The sequence below is a fragment of the Pedobacter sp. NO84 genome, from assembly GCF_059703915.1.
Window position 1 is genome coordinate 2,470,957 of record NZ_AP046575.1, and the last position, 18,478, is coordinate 2,489,434.

At 36.4% G+C, this 18,478-nt stretch carries 25 protein-coding genes; 22 read left to right on the top strand and 3 right to left on the bottom strand.

Annotated features, from left to right (window positions below):
• Positions 1-57 precede the first annotated feature (57 nt).
• A complete protein-coding gene (locus AC6H0V_RS10685) occupies positions 58-588 on the top strand; it encodes a hypothetical protein (RefSeq protein WP_497560170.1) in 531 nt (176 codons plus the stop codon).
• A gap of 261 nt (positions 589-849) precedes the next feature.
• Positions 850-1,758: a carboxypeptidase-like regulatory domain-containing protein gene (locus AC6H0V_RS10690; RefSeq protein WP_497560171.1), complete on the top strand. Its 909-nt coding sequence runs from the start codon at positions 850-852 to the stop codon at positions 1,756-1,758.
• A 92-nt stretch (positions 1,759-1,850) separates the two neighbouring features.
• Here the strand turns inward: AC6H0V_RS10690 and AC6H0V_RS10695 are convergent, their stop codons facing one another.
• Positions 1,851-2,780, bottom strand: coding sequence for an RES domain-containing protein (locus AC6H0V_RS10695; protein WP_497560172.1), 930 nt, complete (start codon positions 2,778-2,780; stop codon positions 1,851-1,853).
• A 172-nt stretch (positions 2,781-2,952) separates the two neighbouring features.
• Here AC6H0V_RS10695 and AC6H0V_RS10700 point away from each other — a divergent pair, with 172 nt between their 5' ends.
• The 6 genes from AC6H0V_RS10700 to AC6H0V_RS10725 all read left to right on the top strand — a co-directional run bounded on the left by AC6H0V_RS10700 (position 2,953) and on the right by AC6H0V_RS10725 (position 6,700).
• A complete protein-coding gene (locus tag AC6H0V_RS10700) occupies positions 2,953-3,507 on the top strand; it encodes a hypothetical protein (RefSeq protein ID WP_497560173.1) in 555 nt (184 codons plus the stop codon).
• A gap of 113 nt (positions 3,508-3,620) precedes the next feature.
• A complete protein-coding gene (locus tag AC6H0V_RS10705; RefSeq protein ID WP_497560174.1) occupies positions 3,621-4,328 on the top strand; it encodes a DUF2071 domain-containing protein in 708 nt (235 codons plus the stop codon).
• A 120-nt stretch (positions 4,329-4,448) separates the two neighbouring features.
• Positions 4,449-4,985: a YbhB/YbcL family Raf kinase inhibitor-like protein gene (locus AC6H0V_RS10710; RefSeq protein ID WP_497560175.1), complete on the top strand. Its 537-nt coding sequence runs from the start codon at positions 4,449-4,451 to the stop codon at positions 4,983-4,985.
• A 136-nt stretch (positions 4,986-5,121) separates the two neighbouring features.
• Positions 5,122-5,694, top strand: coding sequence for a dihydrofolate reductase family protein (locus tag AC6H0V_RS10715; RefSeq protein WP_497560176.1), 573 nt, complete (start codon positions 5,122-5,124; stop codon positions 5,692-5,694).
• Positions 5,695-5,740: 46 nt separating this feature from the next.
• A complete protein-coding gene (locus AC6H0V_RS10720; RefSeq protein ID WP_497560177.1) occupies positions 5,741-6,184 on the top strand; it encodes a hypothetical protein in 444 nt (147 codons plus the stop codon).
• Between the two features lie 33 nt (positions 6,185-6,217).
• Positions 6,218-6,700, top strand: coding sequence for a GNAT family N-acetyltransferase (locus AC6H0V_RS10725; protein ID WP_497560178.1), 483 nt, complete (start codon positions 6,218-6,220; stop codon positions 6,698-6,700).
• Positions 6,701-6,736: 36 nt separating this feature from the next.
• Here the strand turns inward: AC6H0V_RS10725 and AC6H0V_RS10730 are convergent, their stop codons facing one another.
• Positions 6,737-8,260: a GNAT family N-acetyltransferase gene (locus AC6H0V_RS10730; protein WP_497560179.1), complete on the bottom strand. Its 1,524-nt coding sequence runs from the start codon at positions 8,258-8,260 to the stop codon at positions 6,737-6,739.
• A 224-nt stretch (positions 8,261-8,484) separates the two neighbouring features.
• On the opposite strand from AC6H0V_RS10730, the gene AC6H0V_RS10735 reads away from it, so the two are divergent.
• The 9 genes from AC6H0V_RS10735 to AC6H0V_RS10775 all read left to right on the top strand — a co-directional run bounded on the left by AC6H0V_RS10735 (position 8,485) and on the right by AC6H0V_RS10775 (position 14,726).
• A complete protein-coding gene (locus tag AC6H0V_RS10735) occupies positions 8,485-8,823 on the top strand; it encodes a hypothetical protein (RefSeq protein ID WP_497560180.1) in 339 nt (112 codons plus the stop codon).
• A 93-nt stretch (positions 8,824-8,916) separates the two neighbouring features.
• Positions 8,917-9,354, top strand: coding sequence for a DUF1801 domain-containing protein (locus tag AC6H0V_RS10740; protein WP_497560181.1), 438 nt, complete (start codon positions 8,917-8,919; stop codon positions 9,352-9,354).
• Positions 9,355-9,461: 107 nt separating this feature from the next.
• Positions 9,462-9,998: an STM3941 family protein gene (locus AC6H0V_RS10745; RefSeq protein ID WP_497560182.1), complete on the top strand. Its 537-nt coding sequence runs from the start codon at positions 9,462-9,464 to the stop codon at positions 9,996-9,998.
• Positions 9,999-10,007: 9 nt separating this feature from the next.
• The gene (map, locus tag AC6H0V_RS10750) at positions 10,008-10,772 is read left to right on the top strand and encodes a type I methionyl aminopeptidase (protein WP_497560183.1); all 765 of its coding nucleotides are present in this window, start codon (positions 10,008-10,010) and stop codon (positions 10,770-10,772) included.
• 61 nt (positions 10,773-10,833) lie between these two features.
• Complete coding sequence (locus AC6H0V_RS10755) at positions 10,834-10,962, top strand: hypothetical protein (protein WP_497560184.1); 129 nt, start codon at positions 10,834-10,836, stop codon at positions 10,960-10,962.
• Between the two features lie 26 nt (positions 10,963-10,988).
• The gene (locus AC6H0V_RS10760; RefSeq protein ID WP_497560185.1) at positions 10,989-11,492 is read left to right on the top strand and encodes a hypothetical protein; all 504 of its coding nucleotides are present in this window, start codon (positions 10,989-10,991) and stop codon (positions 11,490-11,492) included.
• 71 nt (positions 11,493-11,563) lie between these two features.
• Positions 11,564-12,673, top strand: coding sequence for a helix-turn-helix domain-containing protein (locus tag AC6H0V_RS10765; RefSeq protein WP_497560186.1), 1,110 nt, complete (start codon positions 11,564-11,566; stop codon positions 12,671-12,673).
• Between the two features lie 81 nt (positions 12,674-12,754).
• A complete protein-coding gene (locus AC6H0V_RS10770; protein WP_497560187.1) occupies positions 12,755-14,179 on the top strand; it encodes a tetratricopeptide repeat protein in 1,425 nt (474 codons plus the stop codon).
• 145 nt (positions 14,180-14,324) lie between these two features.
• Positions 14,325-14,726, top strand: a complete 402-nt coding sequence (locus tag AC6H0V_RS10775) for a DUF6855 family protein (protein ID WP_497560188.1) — start codon at positions 14,325-14,327, stop codon at positions 14,724-14,726.
• An 83-nt stretch (positions 14,727-14,809) separates the two neighbouring features.
• Here the strand turns inward: AC6H0V_RS10775 and AC6H0V_RS10780 are convergent, their stop codons facing one another.
• Positions 14,810-15,883, bottom strand: a complete 1,074-nt coding sequence (locus AC6H0V_RS10780) for a serine hydrolase domain-containing protein (protein ID WP_497560189.1) — start codon at positions 15,881-15,883, stop codon at positions 14,810-14,812.
• A 315-nt stretch (positions 15,884-16,198) separates the two neighbouring features.
• Between AC6H0V_RS10780 and AC6H0V_RS10785 the strand changes: the two genes are divergently transcribed.
• The 5 genes from AC6H0V_RS10785 (at position 16,199) to AC6H0V_RS10805 (ending at position 18,423) form a co-directional block, all read left to right on the top strand.
• Positions 16,199-16,567, top strand: a complete 369-nt coding sequence (locus tag AC6H0V_RS10785; RefSeq protein ID WP_497560190.1) for a VOC family protein — start codon at positions 16,199-16,201, stop codon at positions 16,565-16,567.
• A gap of 10 nt (positions 16,568-16,577) precedes the next feature.
• Complete coding sequence (locus AC6H0V_RS10790; protein WP_497560191.1) at positions 16,578-17,030, top strand: helix-turn-helix domain-containing protein; 453 nt, start codon at positions 16,578-16,580, stop codon at positions 17,028-17,030.
• 55 nt (positions 17,031-17,085) lie between these two features.
• Positions 17,086-17,502: a VOC family protein gene (locus AC6H0V_RS10795; protein WP_497560192.1), complete on the top strand. Its 417-nt coding sequence runs from the start codon at positions 17,086-17,088 to the stop codon at positions 17,500-17,502.
• 76 nt (positions 17,503-17,578) lie between these two features.
• Positions 17,579-17,980 (top strand): glycosyl-4,4'-diaponeurosporenoate acyltransferase CrtO family protein, encoded by a 402-nt coding sequence (locus AC6H0V_RS10800; protein WP_497560193.1) that lies wholly within the window; start codon positions 17,579-17,581, stop codon positions 17,978-17,980.
• Positions 17,977-18,423: a GNAT family N-acetyltransferase gene (locus AC6H0V_RS10805; protein WP_497560194.1), complete on the top strand. Its 447-nt coding sequence runs from the start codon at positions 17,977-17,979 to the stop codon at positions 18,421-18,423. The genes AC6H0V_RS10800 and AC6H0V_RS10805 overlap by 4 nt, the downstream gene beginning before the upstream one ends.
• Positions 18,424-18,478: the final 55 nt, after the last annotated feature.

Here is an 18,478-nt window from a genome sequence, read left to right on the forward strand (position 1 = left end):
CTGGGAAGTTGGTGGCATACTTTGCGAAGAAAAAATACTTAAAACACAAACGTAATAATGATTGCAATCGGATTAATACTCATTTTCTTTACACTAGGCATTATCTACTCTTCGTATTGGCTCTTAAAGACACTGGGTTATCCAAAAACTGGAAAATATATCGCTATATTTTTAACACTATCCATTTCTGGAATGATTACTTATGCATTCGTTGAAGATGACCTTTTCTCTAAATCAGATGCCCATAAACTATTGATGGAGCAGGGCATCCAATTAAAAGACAATTTCAATTTGGAGAAAAACGAATCAACATTTTCGCCTGGTGATTATTATCATACATTTACCTTAAGCATTAGCGAAGAGGATAAACAAAGAATTATAAATGAAATAAAAAATTCTTCTAATTTCTTAAAGGGCGATCAATCAGAAAGCTATGTAAACGACGACGAAAATTATTATATCGGCCCCAAAAGGATAAAAAATTATGAAACAGAGGACCAGTTCATTAGAGAACTTTTCGAACCGAAAGGAAAAGGATACGCACCAATTTGGAGAAAAATAGAAATCGATAAAAAACTAATAAATTAATTTTTGAAGACATCGACCTGTAGCTGGCACGAAAAAAGATTGGAACCAGAGCTGAAAACCGAAAGCTAGGCGGTAAAAATTGGTTGAATCCCAATAGTTGTTAAGGCAATTTTAACCTTTTATGTAGTATACCAAATTTAACTTAACAGCCCCCTGTCCCCCAGCCCCGGAACGTTAGGGCGTAAATGCAGGCCGCGTACCCACCATGTTCCAAACCTAAAAATCCATATATTTACATTTCGTTGAAGGTTATTAAATAAGATGATTTTTACTAAAAAATTGACATTTACGACGATATTTTTAGCCCTTTCTTTTTTTAATGCATGGTGCCAAACAACTATTGATGGAACTGTTGTTCTAAAATCTGACAATTTACCGATACCCGGAATATGGATTTTAGAAAAGGGAACAGCAAATAAAACCACAACAAATGCGGACGGCCTTTTTACCCTAAAGCTGATTAACCCCAATTCTACGTTAATATTCTCAGGCATTGGCATGAGAACGCAGGAATATAAATTAAATGGACAAGAACATCTTTCCATCGCAATGAAAGAAGACTGCAACATAGATTTCTTCGACGCCCAAGAATTAAATATCTACGCAAAAAGTGGTCTTATTGCAAATCCCTTTGGTGGTCAACTTGATATCAGTTCTCCATACGTGTTTTTTGGAGGAGTTATTAAAGCCTCATATAGTTATCAAACCAACGGTCAAAAAAACAACTTTCAGCATACTACTGTAGAATTAAGCCATTTCATTTCAAATTGTGATCTTAATATCGACTTCATTTGGAACAATAAGCAAGTGTCTTCAAAAAACATGCTGAACACGAGATCTAATTCAATTGAGGCAGACTTAAATATTAAAAATATTAAATGGATCGCAGGATATGGCCATCTAAATCTTCACAGACTTGACGAGGCCAATACTGAAAATTTACCTGGCCTGCTTGTTGGCCTGGGAAAATATCTCAATATGCCTTTTCATCCGACTGCAACGGTTCAGGCTTCTCTTTATAAAAACAGAATCGAATATGAGGCCTCTATCGTAGGTGGAAACAAAAAATTTATTTGTTTCTTGAACTATTACAAAATCGATACATTCAATGAACTTAGTTTAGGAATTGGTATGAGAATGAACTATCGCATAAATCGACACGTTCAATAAACTTAGTTTAGGAATGTTTGTGCTACCTCCCCAAATATTGCCCACAGCTACTAGGTAAATGTCTCCGCTTATATAAGCATTCTAGACTATCACTATTGCAACAAAGTAAAAAAATCGGCTCGAGTTGGGTGATCAAATATTTCAATGCGAACTTTAGTTGTTGGAAATTCTTTTGGATCCCAATCAATTCTTCTAAAGCATTGTCCCGGCGAAAAATCAGATGATATTTCACCTCTTCGTATTATTTCTAAATCAATTGCATTTTTATGAAGGTCTAAAACCTTATAGGTAATCACGTCAGTTATTATAAAGTTTTTTTGAGCAACTCCAGGCCAAAGTAAAATGTTGTAGCTTTTTTTATCCCTCAAAACACTGGGATAAATCATACCATGCAAAGGCATTTCCCCAGAAAACATATCTAAATAAAAACGTGTAAGGGCAATACTTAGCTTGTAAATATGTTCGTATCCCAAATCTATTTTATGCTGAAAAATTTCATTGATCACCCCATCCAACTCTTTGCTTTCTTCTGACTGATCTGACAGATCAATGTCGCTCAAACTTTCGTCAAATGGGGCCATCTTTTTTAAATCATCAACGCCTACATGAGCGATATCTAATGCATTCAACTCGCCCTTTTCATCAGTTATTCCAGAAAAATTAGCTACTGTAATATATTGGCCAACAGTAGGCCTTGTCTCAATTATAGAAGTACTCAATTTATTAGAGCAATACAAAAAACTTTCTCCAATGTTATTACATCTTCCCATGGTTTTGACAAGATCTATCGGAGGATTCCAAAACTCAGTTTCAGTAGTGAATTCTTTGCCAAGCATTCCAAGTTCATGATTATGATTTCTTCCTCTAAAAAATCCGGGTATCTGAGTGTATGGATTGTTCAAAAAATAGAAATCTGGAATTTGCAACAGTTTATAATGAAATAGCTCCATGATTTGACTGATTGACATATCTTTACTTGCCGCAATTAAATCATCCGTTGTGAAATTTGATCGTAAATCCATTATGCAGAGTATAAATTGGTGTTCAATTTAAAAAAATAACGGGTAAGTTTTCGTAAAATTCTATCTATCAGTATCTTGCAAAGATAAAATTTTTAATAACTTTCTAAAAATTAATACTGCGATTTCGGGATTAACGCAAATATTTTTAAATTTAAACATGATGACCACACTCTTGGATGAAAATCCTTGGAATTCGCTGGAAGTAATGAAATTGTTGATTGGTGGTTTAACCCCAATTATTGTTATTTTATTTGGGCTTTTTTTAAATCGAAAACTTAAACAATTTGAGCATAAACAATGGCGAAATCAAAAATTGATTGAAAAGCGCATTGCAATCTATGACCAGATTGCCCCTTACTTTAATGCGATGCTTTGTTATTATACTTACGTTGGCGACTGGAAAAAATGTGAACCTATTGAAATTGTAAAAATGAAGCGAGCTTTAGACAAGCAAATATATTTGTCAAAAGCAATTTTTTCAGAAACATTTTTCTCAAAATCAATGGCCTTTATTGATAATTGCTTTAAATCCCACCAAGGTTGGGGTGTAGATGCTAAGTTATTGACCGACTTTGATAGACGGAAGAGTTCATTTGGTGAGGAATGGAAAACAGAATGGGAAAAACTATTCACCGATGTACCTTCAGATATTGCCTCTACACAACGAATAAAAGAATCATACAGTGAAGTAATGGATGCCTTAGCCAATGACATGGGCATAAAATAAAGTTTACTCCTTTTAGAGCTGTCATCAACTTTAAAAGTTAAAGAAGTGAGTCCCAAGGCAACATAAGTCGCTCAGCTTTGGGGTCTTGGAATCCGAAACAATAAAATTCATCAATGAAAATCCCAACCATCCACGGATATATAGACCGAAGAATTTTGATCAACTTCACCGCTGACCCAAAATCGGTGGAGAAAATTGTACCGTTTCCTTTTAGGCCCAAAATTTATAAGGATAAAGCTATCGTTGGGATCTGCCTAATCAGACTGAAGAAAATAAAACCAAAAGGATGGCCAGACTTTATAGGCGTAAACTCCGAAAATGGTGCACATCGAATTGCAGTAGAATGGGACGAAAATGGGGAGATAAAATCAGGAGTTTACATTCCCCGCAGGGACACTTCGTTAAAACTAAATGCACTGGTTGGCGGACGAATATTTCCTGGCAGACATCATCACGCAAAATTTAGTGTTAAAGAGGAAAATGGAAATTATGATATTGCCTTTAAAAGTTCTGACAATACCGAAATAGGAATTAATGCCACGGAAACAAACGTGTTTAGCGATAAATCAATTTTTGAAACACTATCCGATGCATCCAACTTTTTTGAAAATGGGGATCTTGGATATTCACCTAATAAGGACAAATTTGATGGCCTAAGATTAAAAGCATACCAATGGGAAGTTAAACCACTTGAGGTGTTGAAGGTAAAATCAAGTTTCTTTGAGAATGAAGAAATTTTTCCAAAAGGTTCGGTAACTTTTGACAATGCACTACTCATGACAAATGTAGAACATGAATGGAAAAGTGCGCCGGACAAATAAGCGTTTAATCCACCGGATGTTGCAAAAACAGTAGAATATCTAAAATAACCCTTTCCAGTTTTTTAGTAAATTTATTTTAACTCCCCAGAATTAGTAATTTTAACTATTAGTAAATACAACATGTCCACTAAAAAACAGTTCAAAGCAACTTTTATCTCATTGATTTTTATTGTTATGGCCGCTACATCAAAGTCGCAAACTGCCAGTAACTTTAAACTAATCAGCTCTGCGTTCGAAGAAGGGAAGCCTATTCCTAATAAATATACTTGCGATGGCGCTAATGTATCCCCCGCGCTTAGCTGGACCGGATTTCCAGAAAAAACGAAAAGTTTTGCCATCATTATGGATGACCCAGACGCACCAATGGGAACCTGGGTACATTGGGTAATCTATAACATACCTAACACAGTTACTAGCCTTGAAGAGAAAAAAATTGCCTCAGAAATTAACGCAATAGATGGCTTAAATAGTTGGAATGAAAAGGGATACAATGGTCCTTGCCCCCCAGGTGGAACTCATCATTATATTTTCAAATTATATGCCTTGGATATGACGTTGGCTCCAACGCAGAGCATTACAAAAGATGAACTGCTGGATGCGATGAAAGGACATATACTTAGTGAGACCAGCTTAACCGGAATGTTTAGAGTTGAATAGATCACCATTTCTTCATGATCATCCACGGGGCTTACATCGGCACAAAATCCATTTCCACCTTTCTAGTTTTTTAGTAATTTTATCTTAACTCCATCGCAATAGGTGTTGGAAGACCGTAATAGTTAAACATTAACCAATGAGAAAATTAATATTTTTTATGCATACCTCACTTGACGGTTTTGTGGCTGGATTGAAGGGAGAAATGAACTGGATAAATATAGACGAAGAGCTATTTGATTTTGTGGGAACGATGACCGATAAAGCCGACGCTGCGCTTTATGGACGTGTAACTTATGAAATGATGCAAAATTATTGGCCAGATGCCGGCGAACAACCAAACGCATCCAAACACGATAAAGAGCACTCGGCTTGGTACAACAAGGTTTCGAAAGTAGTTTTGTCAAAAACAATTAGCGAAAAAGGCCTTACCAACACCAGAGTTATTAGCAACCAGCTTGTAGAAAACATAAACGAGGTAAAAAATCAAAAAGGAAAAAATATTTTAATTTTTGGAAGTCCTACCGCTTCTCACTCCTTATTAAGTGAAGGTTTGATTGACGAATTTTGGTTGTTTGTTAATCCGGTGTTACTTGGAGAGGGCATCCCGCTATTTAAAGATGTGAAGGAAACAACAAAGCTAAAACTTATAGAAACGAAAACATTTTCTTGTGGAGTAATTGCTCTTCATTACGAAACAAAACCCAGTTAATAGAGCTGCATAAAATGAAAATGATTTAACCATAAAATATACTTCGATGGCAGAAGAAAAATTAACCACAATAGAAGAACAAATCAAAGACTATATTTCCAGTCAGCCTGAACCAAAACGAAGTGAAATGCAAACGTTGCACCAGCTAACGCTTCAAGTTTCACCGGCGTGCAAACTGTGGTTCTTAGACGGGAAGGACGATAAAGGCAAAACTGTTTCTAACCCTAATATAGGATATGGACTTTACACCATAACCTATGCGGATGGAACAACCAAAGAGTTTTATCAAATTGGCTTAAGTGCAAACACCACCGGAATTTCTGTTTACATCCTAGGCCTCAAAGATAAAACATACTTAGCCAAAACCTATGGAGAAACCCTCGGGAAGGCAAGTGTAACCGGGTATTGCATTAAGTTTAAAACACTGAAAGATATAAACATTGATATACTTCAAGCGGCAATATTAGACGGGTTCGAAGGCGGGCATTGAGAACAGGATAGCTACTTACAATAAATTTATAAAATGACAAAAAGCGATATCACATTAACTGAAACAGAAATAGAGGATTTAAACCCCTTTTTTCAATTTCAGCTTAATGAAGAAGCAAATTTTTTAGCCGCGTTCACCGCTAAAGACCCAACAGACAAAGTTGCTTACCTTGAAAAGTATTCCAAGCATTTAGCTGATCCTACCATAAATATGCAGACCATAAAAGTAAACAATGTAATAGCTGGTAGCATAGCAAAATTTATGCTGCACAACGAAGCTGGGATTACTTACTGGATCGACAGGGATTTCTGGGGTCAGGGTATTGCTACAACTGCACTTCAACACTTTTTAAAAACGGAAAGCACCAGACCACTATTCGCGGGTGTAGCATTCGACAACTATGGCTCACAAAAAGTTTTAGAGAAATGCGGCTTCAAAAGGATAGGAAAAGATAAAGGATATGCAAATGCCAGGCAAAAAGAGATTGAAGAATATATTTATAAACTTTCTGAGTGATATAGAACTATCGCGCAACCTTAGCTATCTTCCTTCCTAATTTGGCTTCGAACCCTTATCAAACAGTTTAACTTCATACAAATCCTTTCGTCTATCTTTAAGAATCTTAACCGTTCCAAAATGGTGCAGCTCATCCAAGAGGTGAAGATCAACATCAACCACAAGCATCATCTCGGTGTTTGGTGTGGTCTCTGCCTTTACTGCATTGGTGGGGAAAGCAAAATCAGATGGAGTAAATACCGCAGATTGAGCAAACTGTATATCCATATTGTTCACCTTTGGAAGGTTGCCCACACATCCGGCAATAGCCACATAACACTCATTTTCAATGGCCCTAGCCTGGGCGCAACGCCTTACTCTGGTATATCCGTTCTGGGTATCTGTTAAAAAGGGCACAAATAAAATTTGCATTCCCTGATCAGCATAGATCCTGCTCAGTTCTGGAAATTCAACGTCGTAGCAGATCAGTATGCCAATTTTTCCGCAATCGGTATCGAACACACCAATTTTATCGCCGCCAACCATACCATAGTATTTCTGCTCGTTCGGTGTGATATGTATTTTTCTATATTCTTCCGTTAGCCCGTTACGGTGGCACAGATAAGAGGCGTTGTATAGTTTGTTATCTTCAAGGATCGGCATACTGCCGGATATGACATTCACATTGTAAGACACCGCATATTGCTGGATCTTAGCCACGATTTCCTCAGTTTTTTCGGCAAGCTTACGCATTGCTTCCATCTCCGGAAGGTGATTGTAAGGCTGAAGCAGTGGAGTATTAAAGAATTCAGGGAACATGATGAAGTCTGATTTATATCCACTCACCGCGTCCACAAAAAACTCTACCTGTTCATAAAAACTATCCATGTTTGGGAACAGGCGCATTTGCCACTGCACCAATCCAATTCTAATAGTTTTTGCAGACCGTGCCGAATCATTGTTCTGATAATAGATATTGTTCCACTCAATCAATGTTGCATATTCCTTTGATTCCGTATCTCCGGGAAGATAATTTTTCAGTATTTTACGAACGTGGAAATCATTGGAAATCTGAAAGGTCAGGGTAGGATCAAACAATTCTTTTGCCTTTACCTTATCGATATATTGCCGAGGGGTTAAGGTAGCGTCGTGTTGATGGTAACCGGGAATCCTGCCACCGGCTATAATGCTCTTTAGATTAAGGCGCTCGCACAACTCCTTTCTTGCTTCGTACATCCTTCTGCCCAAACGCAGGCCGCGATGCTCGGGATGCACAAAAACTTCTATCCCGTAAAGCACATCGCCACCGGAAGTATGGGTAGAAAATGTATACTTACCCGTAATGTCTTCGTAGGTATGGTCGTCTCCAAAAATCCCATAATCTACAATAATCGATAGTGAACAGGCTACTACTTTATCATCAACCGCGATACAAAGCTGTCCCTCTGGAAAAATATTTAATAGGTTTTGGATATTTGCCTTACTCCAAATGCCATTTCCGCTAGCGTCATAAGCCTGTACCATCGACTCTCTCAAATCTTTATAATCAGCTATAGTTAGCTTGCGTATTTCTATATTCATGGATTTATCTTTCTAATAATTTGGCACCTATACTAAAAGGTATGCCGTTTGGGCAAATCTACTTAAGTTTAATCAATTAACTTGGCCCCACTAACTAAAATAGTACAAAATGAAGTAATTTGCGGATGCGATAAAATTCATCTCACCTCTTATATTTGTATGGAGATTAGGCTAACGCTCCCCCAATACAACGAACTTCTGGCAACAGCCTTAAAAAAAACACAATGAAAAAGATAATTCGCTTTTTGGCATTGCTTCCTTTTCTTATACTTACATCATGTGATAAAAAGCTAGATACAACAACCATAGAAAACGAAGAAATACGTGTTGAGAAGTATAGAGTAAGTGAAATAAGCACAATCCATCAATTTATTGACATCATTGATAAAAGCCGGAATAAGGTTGAACGGATACTTGAGGCCAATGACGGTTCTGTTGATAGTGTATTTATAAAACAAGACACATTGTTTATTCAAAAGACGTTAAAGCAACCTATAATTTATGATCTTGCAGCTATCAAATTTGGATATAAAATAGTTTTATTAGAACCCAAGAATGAGTGATCAAGCCAACAAATCACATACTTTTTCGTAATAATGGCTGAGGTTTTAAACGCCAACCTCATTCAGTAATAATAAATAGATAAATTTAAAGATATGGCAAAAAACAAGACCGCTGAAACAGAAGTAGACGTAACTGATTTTGTAAACTCTTACGTTGACAATGAACAAAAGAAAGCCGACAGTTTTCGTTTAATAGAACTGATGCAGGAATGGTCTGGCTTTGAAGCAAAAATGTGGGGACCAACCATTATCGGTTTCGGAAGCTACCATTACAAGTATGCGAGCGGACATGAAGGCGATGCTCCACTAATTGGTTTCTCTCCAAGAAAACCAGCATTTTCGCTGTATGTTTTTTCTCCAACAGAAGAAAGCAAAAAAATGTTGCCCCAGCTTGGCAAGTTCAAAATAAGCAAAGCCTGCATCTATATAAAGAAACTCTCCGACATCAACATCGCAATTCTGCATCAACTGTGCGAGGAAGGAATAAATTACCTTAACGAACACCACGAATGTTCATGCAGAATTAAATAGTAATAATTGACGGAGAAATTAGGATAATAACAGCACATTTTCATTTTTGGCGCCGAAGTATTTTTTGAAAATTCTTCGCATATTTGGTAATAGATTACTTCATATATATGGAACAAATAAAAATATATTCCAGTAGAAAAAAATCATTTTGGCGAGTAATTGGCTGTCTCCTTTTTGTCCTTGTAGGAATTTACATGTTTATTGCGGCAGAACATCTTACAGGTTATAGAGGTAGAAGTCCCCTTTTTTATAAAGCTATTGGAGCTGTTGCAGCTGTTTTTTTCGGAATAGGGCTGTATGTTTCGATCAATCAGTTATTGAAAAATCCATTAATGCTTATAATTGACAAAAATGGCTTAGATGTTAACCCCAAAAAACCATTATCTCAACTAATAGAATGGAAAAATATAATCGGCTTTTCCGAAATAAGAATCCGCAGTACCAACATTGTAATCATTAATGTAGATAATCCGGAGTATTGGGTCCAAAAAGAAGATAATTATATCAAGAAAAACCTGATGAAATTTAACATAAGAAATTTTGGCTCACCATTCAGTCTATCTGCAAGTTCAATGCAAATAAACAATATAGAGTTTATAAAGATTTTAAATGAGAATTTAAACAAGTACAAAAACCAAGTTTAAAACAGAGCTATGTCAATTACTAAAGAGTCTGAATTAATTGGGATGCAAAAAGCTAGTGAAGCAGTTGCCTTTGCGCTGAGAGAAATGAGAAATTTTGCTCAACCAGGGATCACAACAAAGGAGTTAGATACTTATGGTGCACAGATTCTTAACAACTTTGGGGCAAAGTCAGCGCCACATCTAACCTATGGTTTTCCTGGATGGACGTGCATTAGCGTAAATAATGAATTCTGTCACGGTATTCCCTCAGCTACAAAAATACTTAAGGAAGGAGATCTAATTAACATCGATGTTTCAGCAGAGCTCAATGGTTTTTGGTCCGACAACGGAGGCTCATTTGTACTTGGTGAGGATGTAAACCACCATCAAAAACTGATCGAAGCCTCAAAACAGATCTTGCACAAAGCGATATCCAACATAAAGGGCGGGGTCCGCATTGCCGATATTGGTTATCTGATAGAATCGGAAGCAAAAAAACGAGGTTACAAAGTCATTAAAAATTTAACAGGCCACGGAATAGGAAGAAGCCTCCACGAAGAACCAAGCGAAATCGCAAATTACCGAGATCGTTTTAATCAGACAAGGTTTAAGAAAAATGCTGTAGTTGCGATCGAAACGTTTATTTCGACTACTTCTACCTATGCCGAAACGTTGCAAGACGGTTGGACGATGGTTGGAAATAAGGGAGGCTTTATGGCCCAACATGAACATACCATTGTGGTTACCAATGGATATCCCATTGTACTAACGGAGATGAATGAAATTTGGAATTGAAAAACACTAATTTTCTTATTTTAGGGAGTCCGTTAGGATAAGTTAATCAAAAATCGTTTACATGAACTATTTCGATTTTTACAAAGAACAGTACTACAAAGAGTTGGAACGCTCAATTGGCATATCCAATTCGTTCGCTTCGCCCATTACAATTATGTCTGTTCTTAGTGGAGGATATACTATGCCGTAGTTTCCTACCCCTCGATATCTTCAGGGATGAGGTTATTTTTTATTTTCATTAGTGTAGCTACCTCTTTTTTATTGTTAAAATCAATTTATCATCTGATTAAAGCCATTTCCAACTTTAAGACAGGTTACGATTACTATCTATTGCCAGTAGCAAATGAACTCCATAATTATCAAACCGAATTAGAAAAAAGAAAAAATGATCCTAGTTACCAAATCCCTCATCCACCAGCAGTAAAAATCCAAAATGTAAGTCGCAATCCCAATCAACAACAAAGGGGATTTCAAGATAAAGCAGAAATTACTTTTGAAGATTACATTTTGAAAATCCTTATCAAATGCATTACCAAAAATCAGCAAAATAACGATATTAAATTATATCAGCGGTTTCTATGCATCAGGTATTTAAGTTTTGCAATTTTATGCCTTAGTTTTTTAATAATTCCGTTAAGCAATAAAAATAATGAGAGTGCTACTAAAAAAATTGAAATCTCGCTCCCTGCAAAATTAGAAATTAAAAAAATCGAAGGGTAGCAGCCGATATTCTTTAATGACTGAAAATCATAAATGAACTTACATTGTTGATTTTTGCTATTTTTATTGCAATGAATCTATTTTTAGTTTGCTTTATTTCTGGCGCCAGCTTATTGCTTAGTTTTATATTGTTTTTTCATCCCCTACGCCAAAATGTAATTGCGAATAGATGGCTTAGCTTTTTTGTTTTTATCATTAGTTGTGCTTTTATTAACACCTACTTCATAAAAACAGAGGTAAACAGCCCAAATAGCTTAATATTTAAATGTTTAAGCAGCTTACAATTCCTTTTGTCGCCCAGTCTATTTATTAGCATTCTCTTTTTTGTAAAACCAACTAAAGTATTTAATAAGCTCGATTGGATCCATTTCGTTCCCTTTGCAATCTATACTATTCTAGAACATCTACTCTTCTTGGGAAAAGAGAGCATCTCGCTTGTTGTGCTCTTTCGAGTAAACACAAACGTATCATTTTTGGTGAGGGACCTGCTTCCCTTTCAAACCTTATTTTATCTGATCCTATCTTATATCGCCTTAGCAAAGCATAAAACCAGGTTAAAGTTGGTTTCTTCTTCTATTGACCGCATTAATTTAGACTGGCTGCTCCAATTCTTATTCATTCTATTGCTTACTATACTGATTTGGATCAATGATGCACTTTTTGAATTGCCATTTTTAACTGCAGCAACCTCTTATGTATATGCTGGATCTATTTTTTTCCTAGCCTATTTCTCTGTACAGCAAAAAACAATTTTTTCTTTTAAGGAAAAGGATATTCAAGAAATATCAGAAGTAGTAGAAACAACTGTGGAGAGGCAAAAAAGATTGAACATAGACCAAATAACACATTTATCGGTTAAGCTAATATCCCTTATGGAGGTAGATAGGCTTTTTCTGGACAATGACTTGGACCTACCTACTGTTGCAAATAAATTAGGCATCAGCATTCATGAGGCTTCATTTTTAATTAATGAAATCACAAAAGACAACTTTTACACCTTTATAAATAAATACAGGGTTGATGAGGCTAAGAAATTGTTAACGTCTTCAAGGATGGAAGAACTGAACATCTTGGGCATCGCTTTTGCATCAGGTTTTAACTCAAAGACCACCTTTAATATCACCTTTAAAAAAATGGTTGGGGTTTCTCCCTCTCAATACATCAAAGCTCAGAAAAAATAGTAAACATGTTCCGTTGGATAAAAGCGAACATTAAAGGGTTTCTTGATCTCTAATTTTAGCCTTTCCTATCCTAAACATAGAATGATGCAAAAATTAAATAGAATGACTTACCTTTTATTGTGCTTTATTTTAACAAGTGGCCTCACCGCTAATGCCTGTACCATTTTTATGGCCAACGATGGGAAAAATGTGTGGATAGGTAACAATGAAGATGAGCTCCAAAACGTAACCTATAGGATATGGTATTACCCGGCAGAAAAAAATAATTATGGGTATTCCATTTGGACAGAGCTATCATTTGGAAAATTATTAAATGGTTTATCCTATTTAAATCCACAGGGGGGACTAAATGAATATGGATTGTTCATGGATTTTACAGCAATAGCCGAAATTCCAATTATAGAAGACAAACAAAAAAAAGATAGAAAAAAACAGGTAGTTACCAATATACTAAAGAAATGCAAAACCGTTAATGAAGCATTGGCTTACCTAAACCAATACAATTTAATAGGGCTTAAACATGCGCAATTATTTATTGGCGATCGCACCGGAAACTATGCAACCGTTACAGGGAGATCCGTTATTCGTAAAACTGATAATAATTTTGCGCTCACTAATTACTGCATAGATAATGGATACAAGGAGCCTTGTTATAGAAGAGAGGTTGTGTCCCTTTATTTAAATACTGATCAGCCGATTAATTTAGCTAGGATTACCACCATCTTAGAAAAATCGAGCCAAAAACTTCCAAATAATCTTATCTCCAATTATTCGATGGCTATAGACTTAAAAACCAGCACCATCTACTTATATAGCAAAAATGATTTTAGCACAGTAGCTACCCTTCCATTGATGAGCGAATTAAAGAAAGTAAAACACCACCAAGATATCATCGATTATTTCCCAAAAAGTATCACGCCAGTTTTAGAAAAACAATACATCGCCAATGGAATAGATGCAGCGACAGACTCTTACAGTGCATTGCGGAAAAACGGTTTTAATACCTACAACTTTAAAAATGACGATGCCATAAATCTTGCAATAAATTGGATCGAAAAAGGTAAAACGCATGACGCCATTAAACTGTTAACATGCTTAAAAGAATTTGATTCACAAAAAACATCCATCTATTCTTGGCTGGGCGTTGCCTACCGAAAGGAAAACAATAGCGACGAAAGCAAAAAATATTTTAATGAGGCATTACAAAAAGAACCTAATAATTACGTAGCTACCCTATTTGGGAAACAGGTAGATCAGAAAGTTACTTTTAAATTACCTGATTTCGAAGGAGCTACACAGGTCTCTATTATGGGCGATTTTACGAAATGGACAAAAAATCCTGTTGCTATGAAAAAAGAAAATGGTTTCTGGACCTGTGAAATAACCCTACCAAAAGGAGAAGTGATCTATAAATTTTTAGTTAACAATCAATACCTAGCAGACAGCAAGAATTTTATGCATATTGGTACAGGACCAGATATCTTCTCAAAACTTTACGTGTGGTAAGATTAAAGATAGTTTCCCACTAAGAAATATTAATTTCTAAACAATTAATATCCATGTGCGCAGCTGTCTTTAATTAAAATGTTCCTAAATTAGTAACTTACATATAAGCCGAATTCAGATTGGCTTCTGACCTTAACAATTTTTTATGCAAACCGGCACCAAAGAAAATCCATGGATTTTAAAAACACCACCCCTGTCCTCAGACTTTACCATGTACAAAGACAGTAAAGATGGGAACGAAATTTTAGTATGCACAGTCGGTAAAACCATTCTACATTATCAATTTCGATGTCTTGCAGACCTACATAAAATGTTAATAGCGCATGGCGATTGGATGGAGCTGGGCAGTGCCGATGAACAGAAATCCGCAAAAGAAAACACAGTTGAAGCCTGGGGTCGATCTGAAACTAATCCCGTTGGTGGATGGTACGGATTGAAAAAGGGCCTTCGTGGTCGCTTCGGAATGTATGTTCCTCCCTTGATGGAAGCACTTGGGCTTGCTGAACTTACTCATGATCCTAAGGGAAATAAAATGAGGGCTATTTAGCAGTAGGCAAAAAGACACGAAGAAAGATGCCAACTATTTATTTTCCTTGCGTCTTTGTCCCAAGAGGGACTCCTTGGAGCGGCTTAAAGCTTTGCTCCGGCTAAAACAAATGATTTCAAAAATTCCCTTGCATAGGGCGAAACCCATACGTCGCCATTTCCGAGAGGATAGGGTGCACTTAGCATATCACTATTGGCCATAATTATAAACGAAAGCTTTTTTTCGGGAATTCTAATAATCAACGATGACATACCTGTCCAATATCCATAGTGCCAGGTTATTTTTGCTCCTTCCTTTTCCTGTATAAACCATCCTAATCCATAGGGAAGTATTCTACCTTCATTAGAAACCATTGGCGTAAAGACTTTTGCTTTCATCTTATCCGATAATAGGGCGTTATCGTCCAAAGCCCCAGCATATTTCAACATATCATCTATAGTAGAAATCAGCCCAGCGGCCGTACTGAAGTTTTTAGGATAATTTACAGTTTCAATCCCATTGGATTGATACCCCTGTGCAGTATTTTGCTTTAAGCGCAGGGTATCAAACCCATCAGCCATTGCTAGTTTCATATTGCTAGGGGCTGTACTTTGTAAACCTAGCGGTTTTGTTATTCGGTCCGCAACTAGCTTATGGAAAGTATTACCCGTGCCGGATTCGATAACCTGGGATAATGCAGCATACCTGCTGCCATTGTAGCTGTAATTATGGCCGGGCACCCCTTCAGACGTGTGTGTTAATAAATGGATCACTCTTACAGTGTCGGTGCCAGGCAACTTAATCCCAAAGTTGGATACCGGAGCATTTAGGTTGATTTTACCCTCATCTTCAAGTTGCACGATCACAGTAGATGCAAAGGTTTTGGTAAGAGATGCCAGATGAAAAATCGTAGCATTACTAACCGGTATATTTTTTTGGACATTGGCATAACCGTAATTTTTTATCCAAATTATTTGCCCCTCTTTAATAATACCCGCAGTTATCCCCGGGATGTTTGACCCTTTTCGTAGATTATCCAGTCTTGTTTCAAAATCTACCATACTCACCGCAGAAACAGGATCAGTAATGGATTGCTTTTTACAGGTGCTTACTTCTGTTAGCAACACTACTAATAGCAGCATAAAAATGTTCTTGGTAATATATAGCTGGGTAGTCATATATTAATTTTTTTGTTTTGAGATTTACAATGTCTAAGCCATTAAAGACTGTCCACTTTTATCGAAATATGGGTTTTACCTTTAAAAAGGCATTTCATTTTGTTAAAGTCAAATTGAAATTACCAACATCACCCAAACAACCAATTGTCAAAAACCAAATAACGAGATACAAGTTACTCGGAATTTATAACAAAACCATACATAAAATGAGGAAGTTCTCTTTTATTCAACTGATTATGAATTAGATATTGATGTGATTAGAAGTCCCTTGTGCTATAGAAAATTAAATAAAAACTAAAATAGTAGAGAAATATATTGAAATTAGAACTTGAAAAAAATAATACCATGATATCAGGAGCACATTTAATTATCTATTCAAAAGACGCAGATGCGGATAAAGCGTTTTTTCGTGATATTTTAAAGTTAACAAATGTTGATGTTGGACATGGCTGGTTGATTTTTGGACTTCCTCCTTCAGAACTGGCCATTCATCCATCACCATACAGTGAGCATCATGAAATGTACCTCATATGCGATGACATCAATACATTTGTAACGCAACTTACAACGCATAAAATAGCATGCAGCGAAATCCGGGATCAAGGCTGGGGGCTGTTGGTTCAACTTACTTTACCTGGCGGGGGTAAACTTGGGGTTTATCAACCAAGGCATGCCAGACCTTAATAAATAGCAGTTGAAACAGGCAACATATTCTTATCCTAAATTTTACCTCTACAATCGGATTGTTAAGGCTAAACTGTTTATCGACAAAAATTATACGGCTAACATTGAGCTTGAAAAGATTGCCGACGAGGCTTATTTTTCAAAATTTCATTTTATTCGACTTTTCAAATCCACGTATAACAAAACCCCTCATCAATACTTAACCCAGGTTAGAATCGAAAATGCAAAGCATTTCTTACAGCGCGATCACAACGTTTCTGAAACCTGCTTTATGGTTGGTTTTGACAGTATTACCTCGTTTACTGGCTTATTTAAGAAAAGTGAAGGAAAAACTCCATCTCAATATCAAAAACAACATCGCATCCGGCAGAAAGAAATTAAATCTCAGCCACTAAATTTTATACCCCAGTGTTTTGCCGAACAAAAAGGGTGGACAAAGAATAGCAATTTTCAAGAGGTTTAACAAAAAGACAATGTTGACATTTGGATCATTGTTTAACTAAAAAGATATCCATACAATGATTACAAAAATGAACCACGTTAGCATCTTTGTCCTAGATCAAGAGAGTGCTTTTGAGTTTTACGTAAATAAACTTGGTTTTAAAGTTCATACCGATGCCCCGATGGGCCCAGGAATGCGTTGGTTAACCGTTTGTCCACCAGAACAGCCAGAATTAGAAATCTCATTAATGGCTATTGAAGAGGGAATGATGTTTAAAGGCGAATCGGCAAAACAAATGAGAGAATTAGTAAAGAATGGAACCTTTGGATTTGGAGTATTTGAATGCAACAACCTTAATGCCACCTACGAAGAATTAAAAGCCAAAGGAGTTACTTTTAAGAAACCCCCTACAAAAGAATTTTATGCTTACGAGGCACTTTTCGTTGATGATTCAGGAAACTGGTTTTCTTTGGGCGAGAAATCAAAAGATTAAGGAATTGATAAAGAAGGGTAGCACCATATAATTGACCGAGAATTTTTCCCTCCAAATCATTAAATTGCATTTAGCAATGAGGGGCATCAACTATTTAAAAATTAGGGCTTTTGAACTTAACGGACACTTTTACGAGAAGTTGGGTGTGCGCTATTTTAAAAAGTTTGCTTCATCTGGAGACTTGGTGACTAAAAAACTAAGAAAAACCGATCCAAATTTTAAGATTGTAACTAATTATCAGTCGGCATTAGATTGGGAAGCCCGTACCAACTTCAATGAGATTGTGCATTTGCTCAATCTCATCTTTAATATTATCATGCTAATTTGGTTGTATACCAAAGGAAGGTACATGTGGATAATCCCGATTATTTTGCTAAACCTGCTGCTGAATGTATATCCAATTATATTACAGCGCTACAATAGGGCAAGAATACAACGCATCCGTATGTTAAAACAAAATTTGAAAGCAACACTTTGACAAAAGATAGCATCATCATCAGAAATTTTGAGCTTACCGATAGTAAAAGCTTAGCAAGCTTAACCAACGAGTTAGGCTATCCCACCACTGTGGAAGAAATGGAGGCGAGAATGAAGATAATCAACCGCTTGGAAAATCATTGGACTGTTATTGCTGTAGTTGATGGAAACGTGGTGGGATACATGGGCTTGAACAAGCATTATTTTTGGGAACAAAACGGGCATTTTCTGCGTGTGCAGGCCCTGGTGATAAAGAAAGAATTTAGGCGTTTGAGCATTGGAAAAAAACTGATTGAACATGCTGAGCAATTAGGAAAAAAAATAGCAGCTAAGCTGATTATTTTAAACTGTGGTAATAAACCAGAACGAGAATCAGCGCATCTCTTTTATCCTAAAATGGGATTTGCACCAACATCAACCGGTTATGTAAAACACTTGGATTGATCTTTAGTTAATAGGCTTAATTTAGTATCTTGGTACTCAAAAGCCTGCAAGAAAA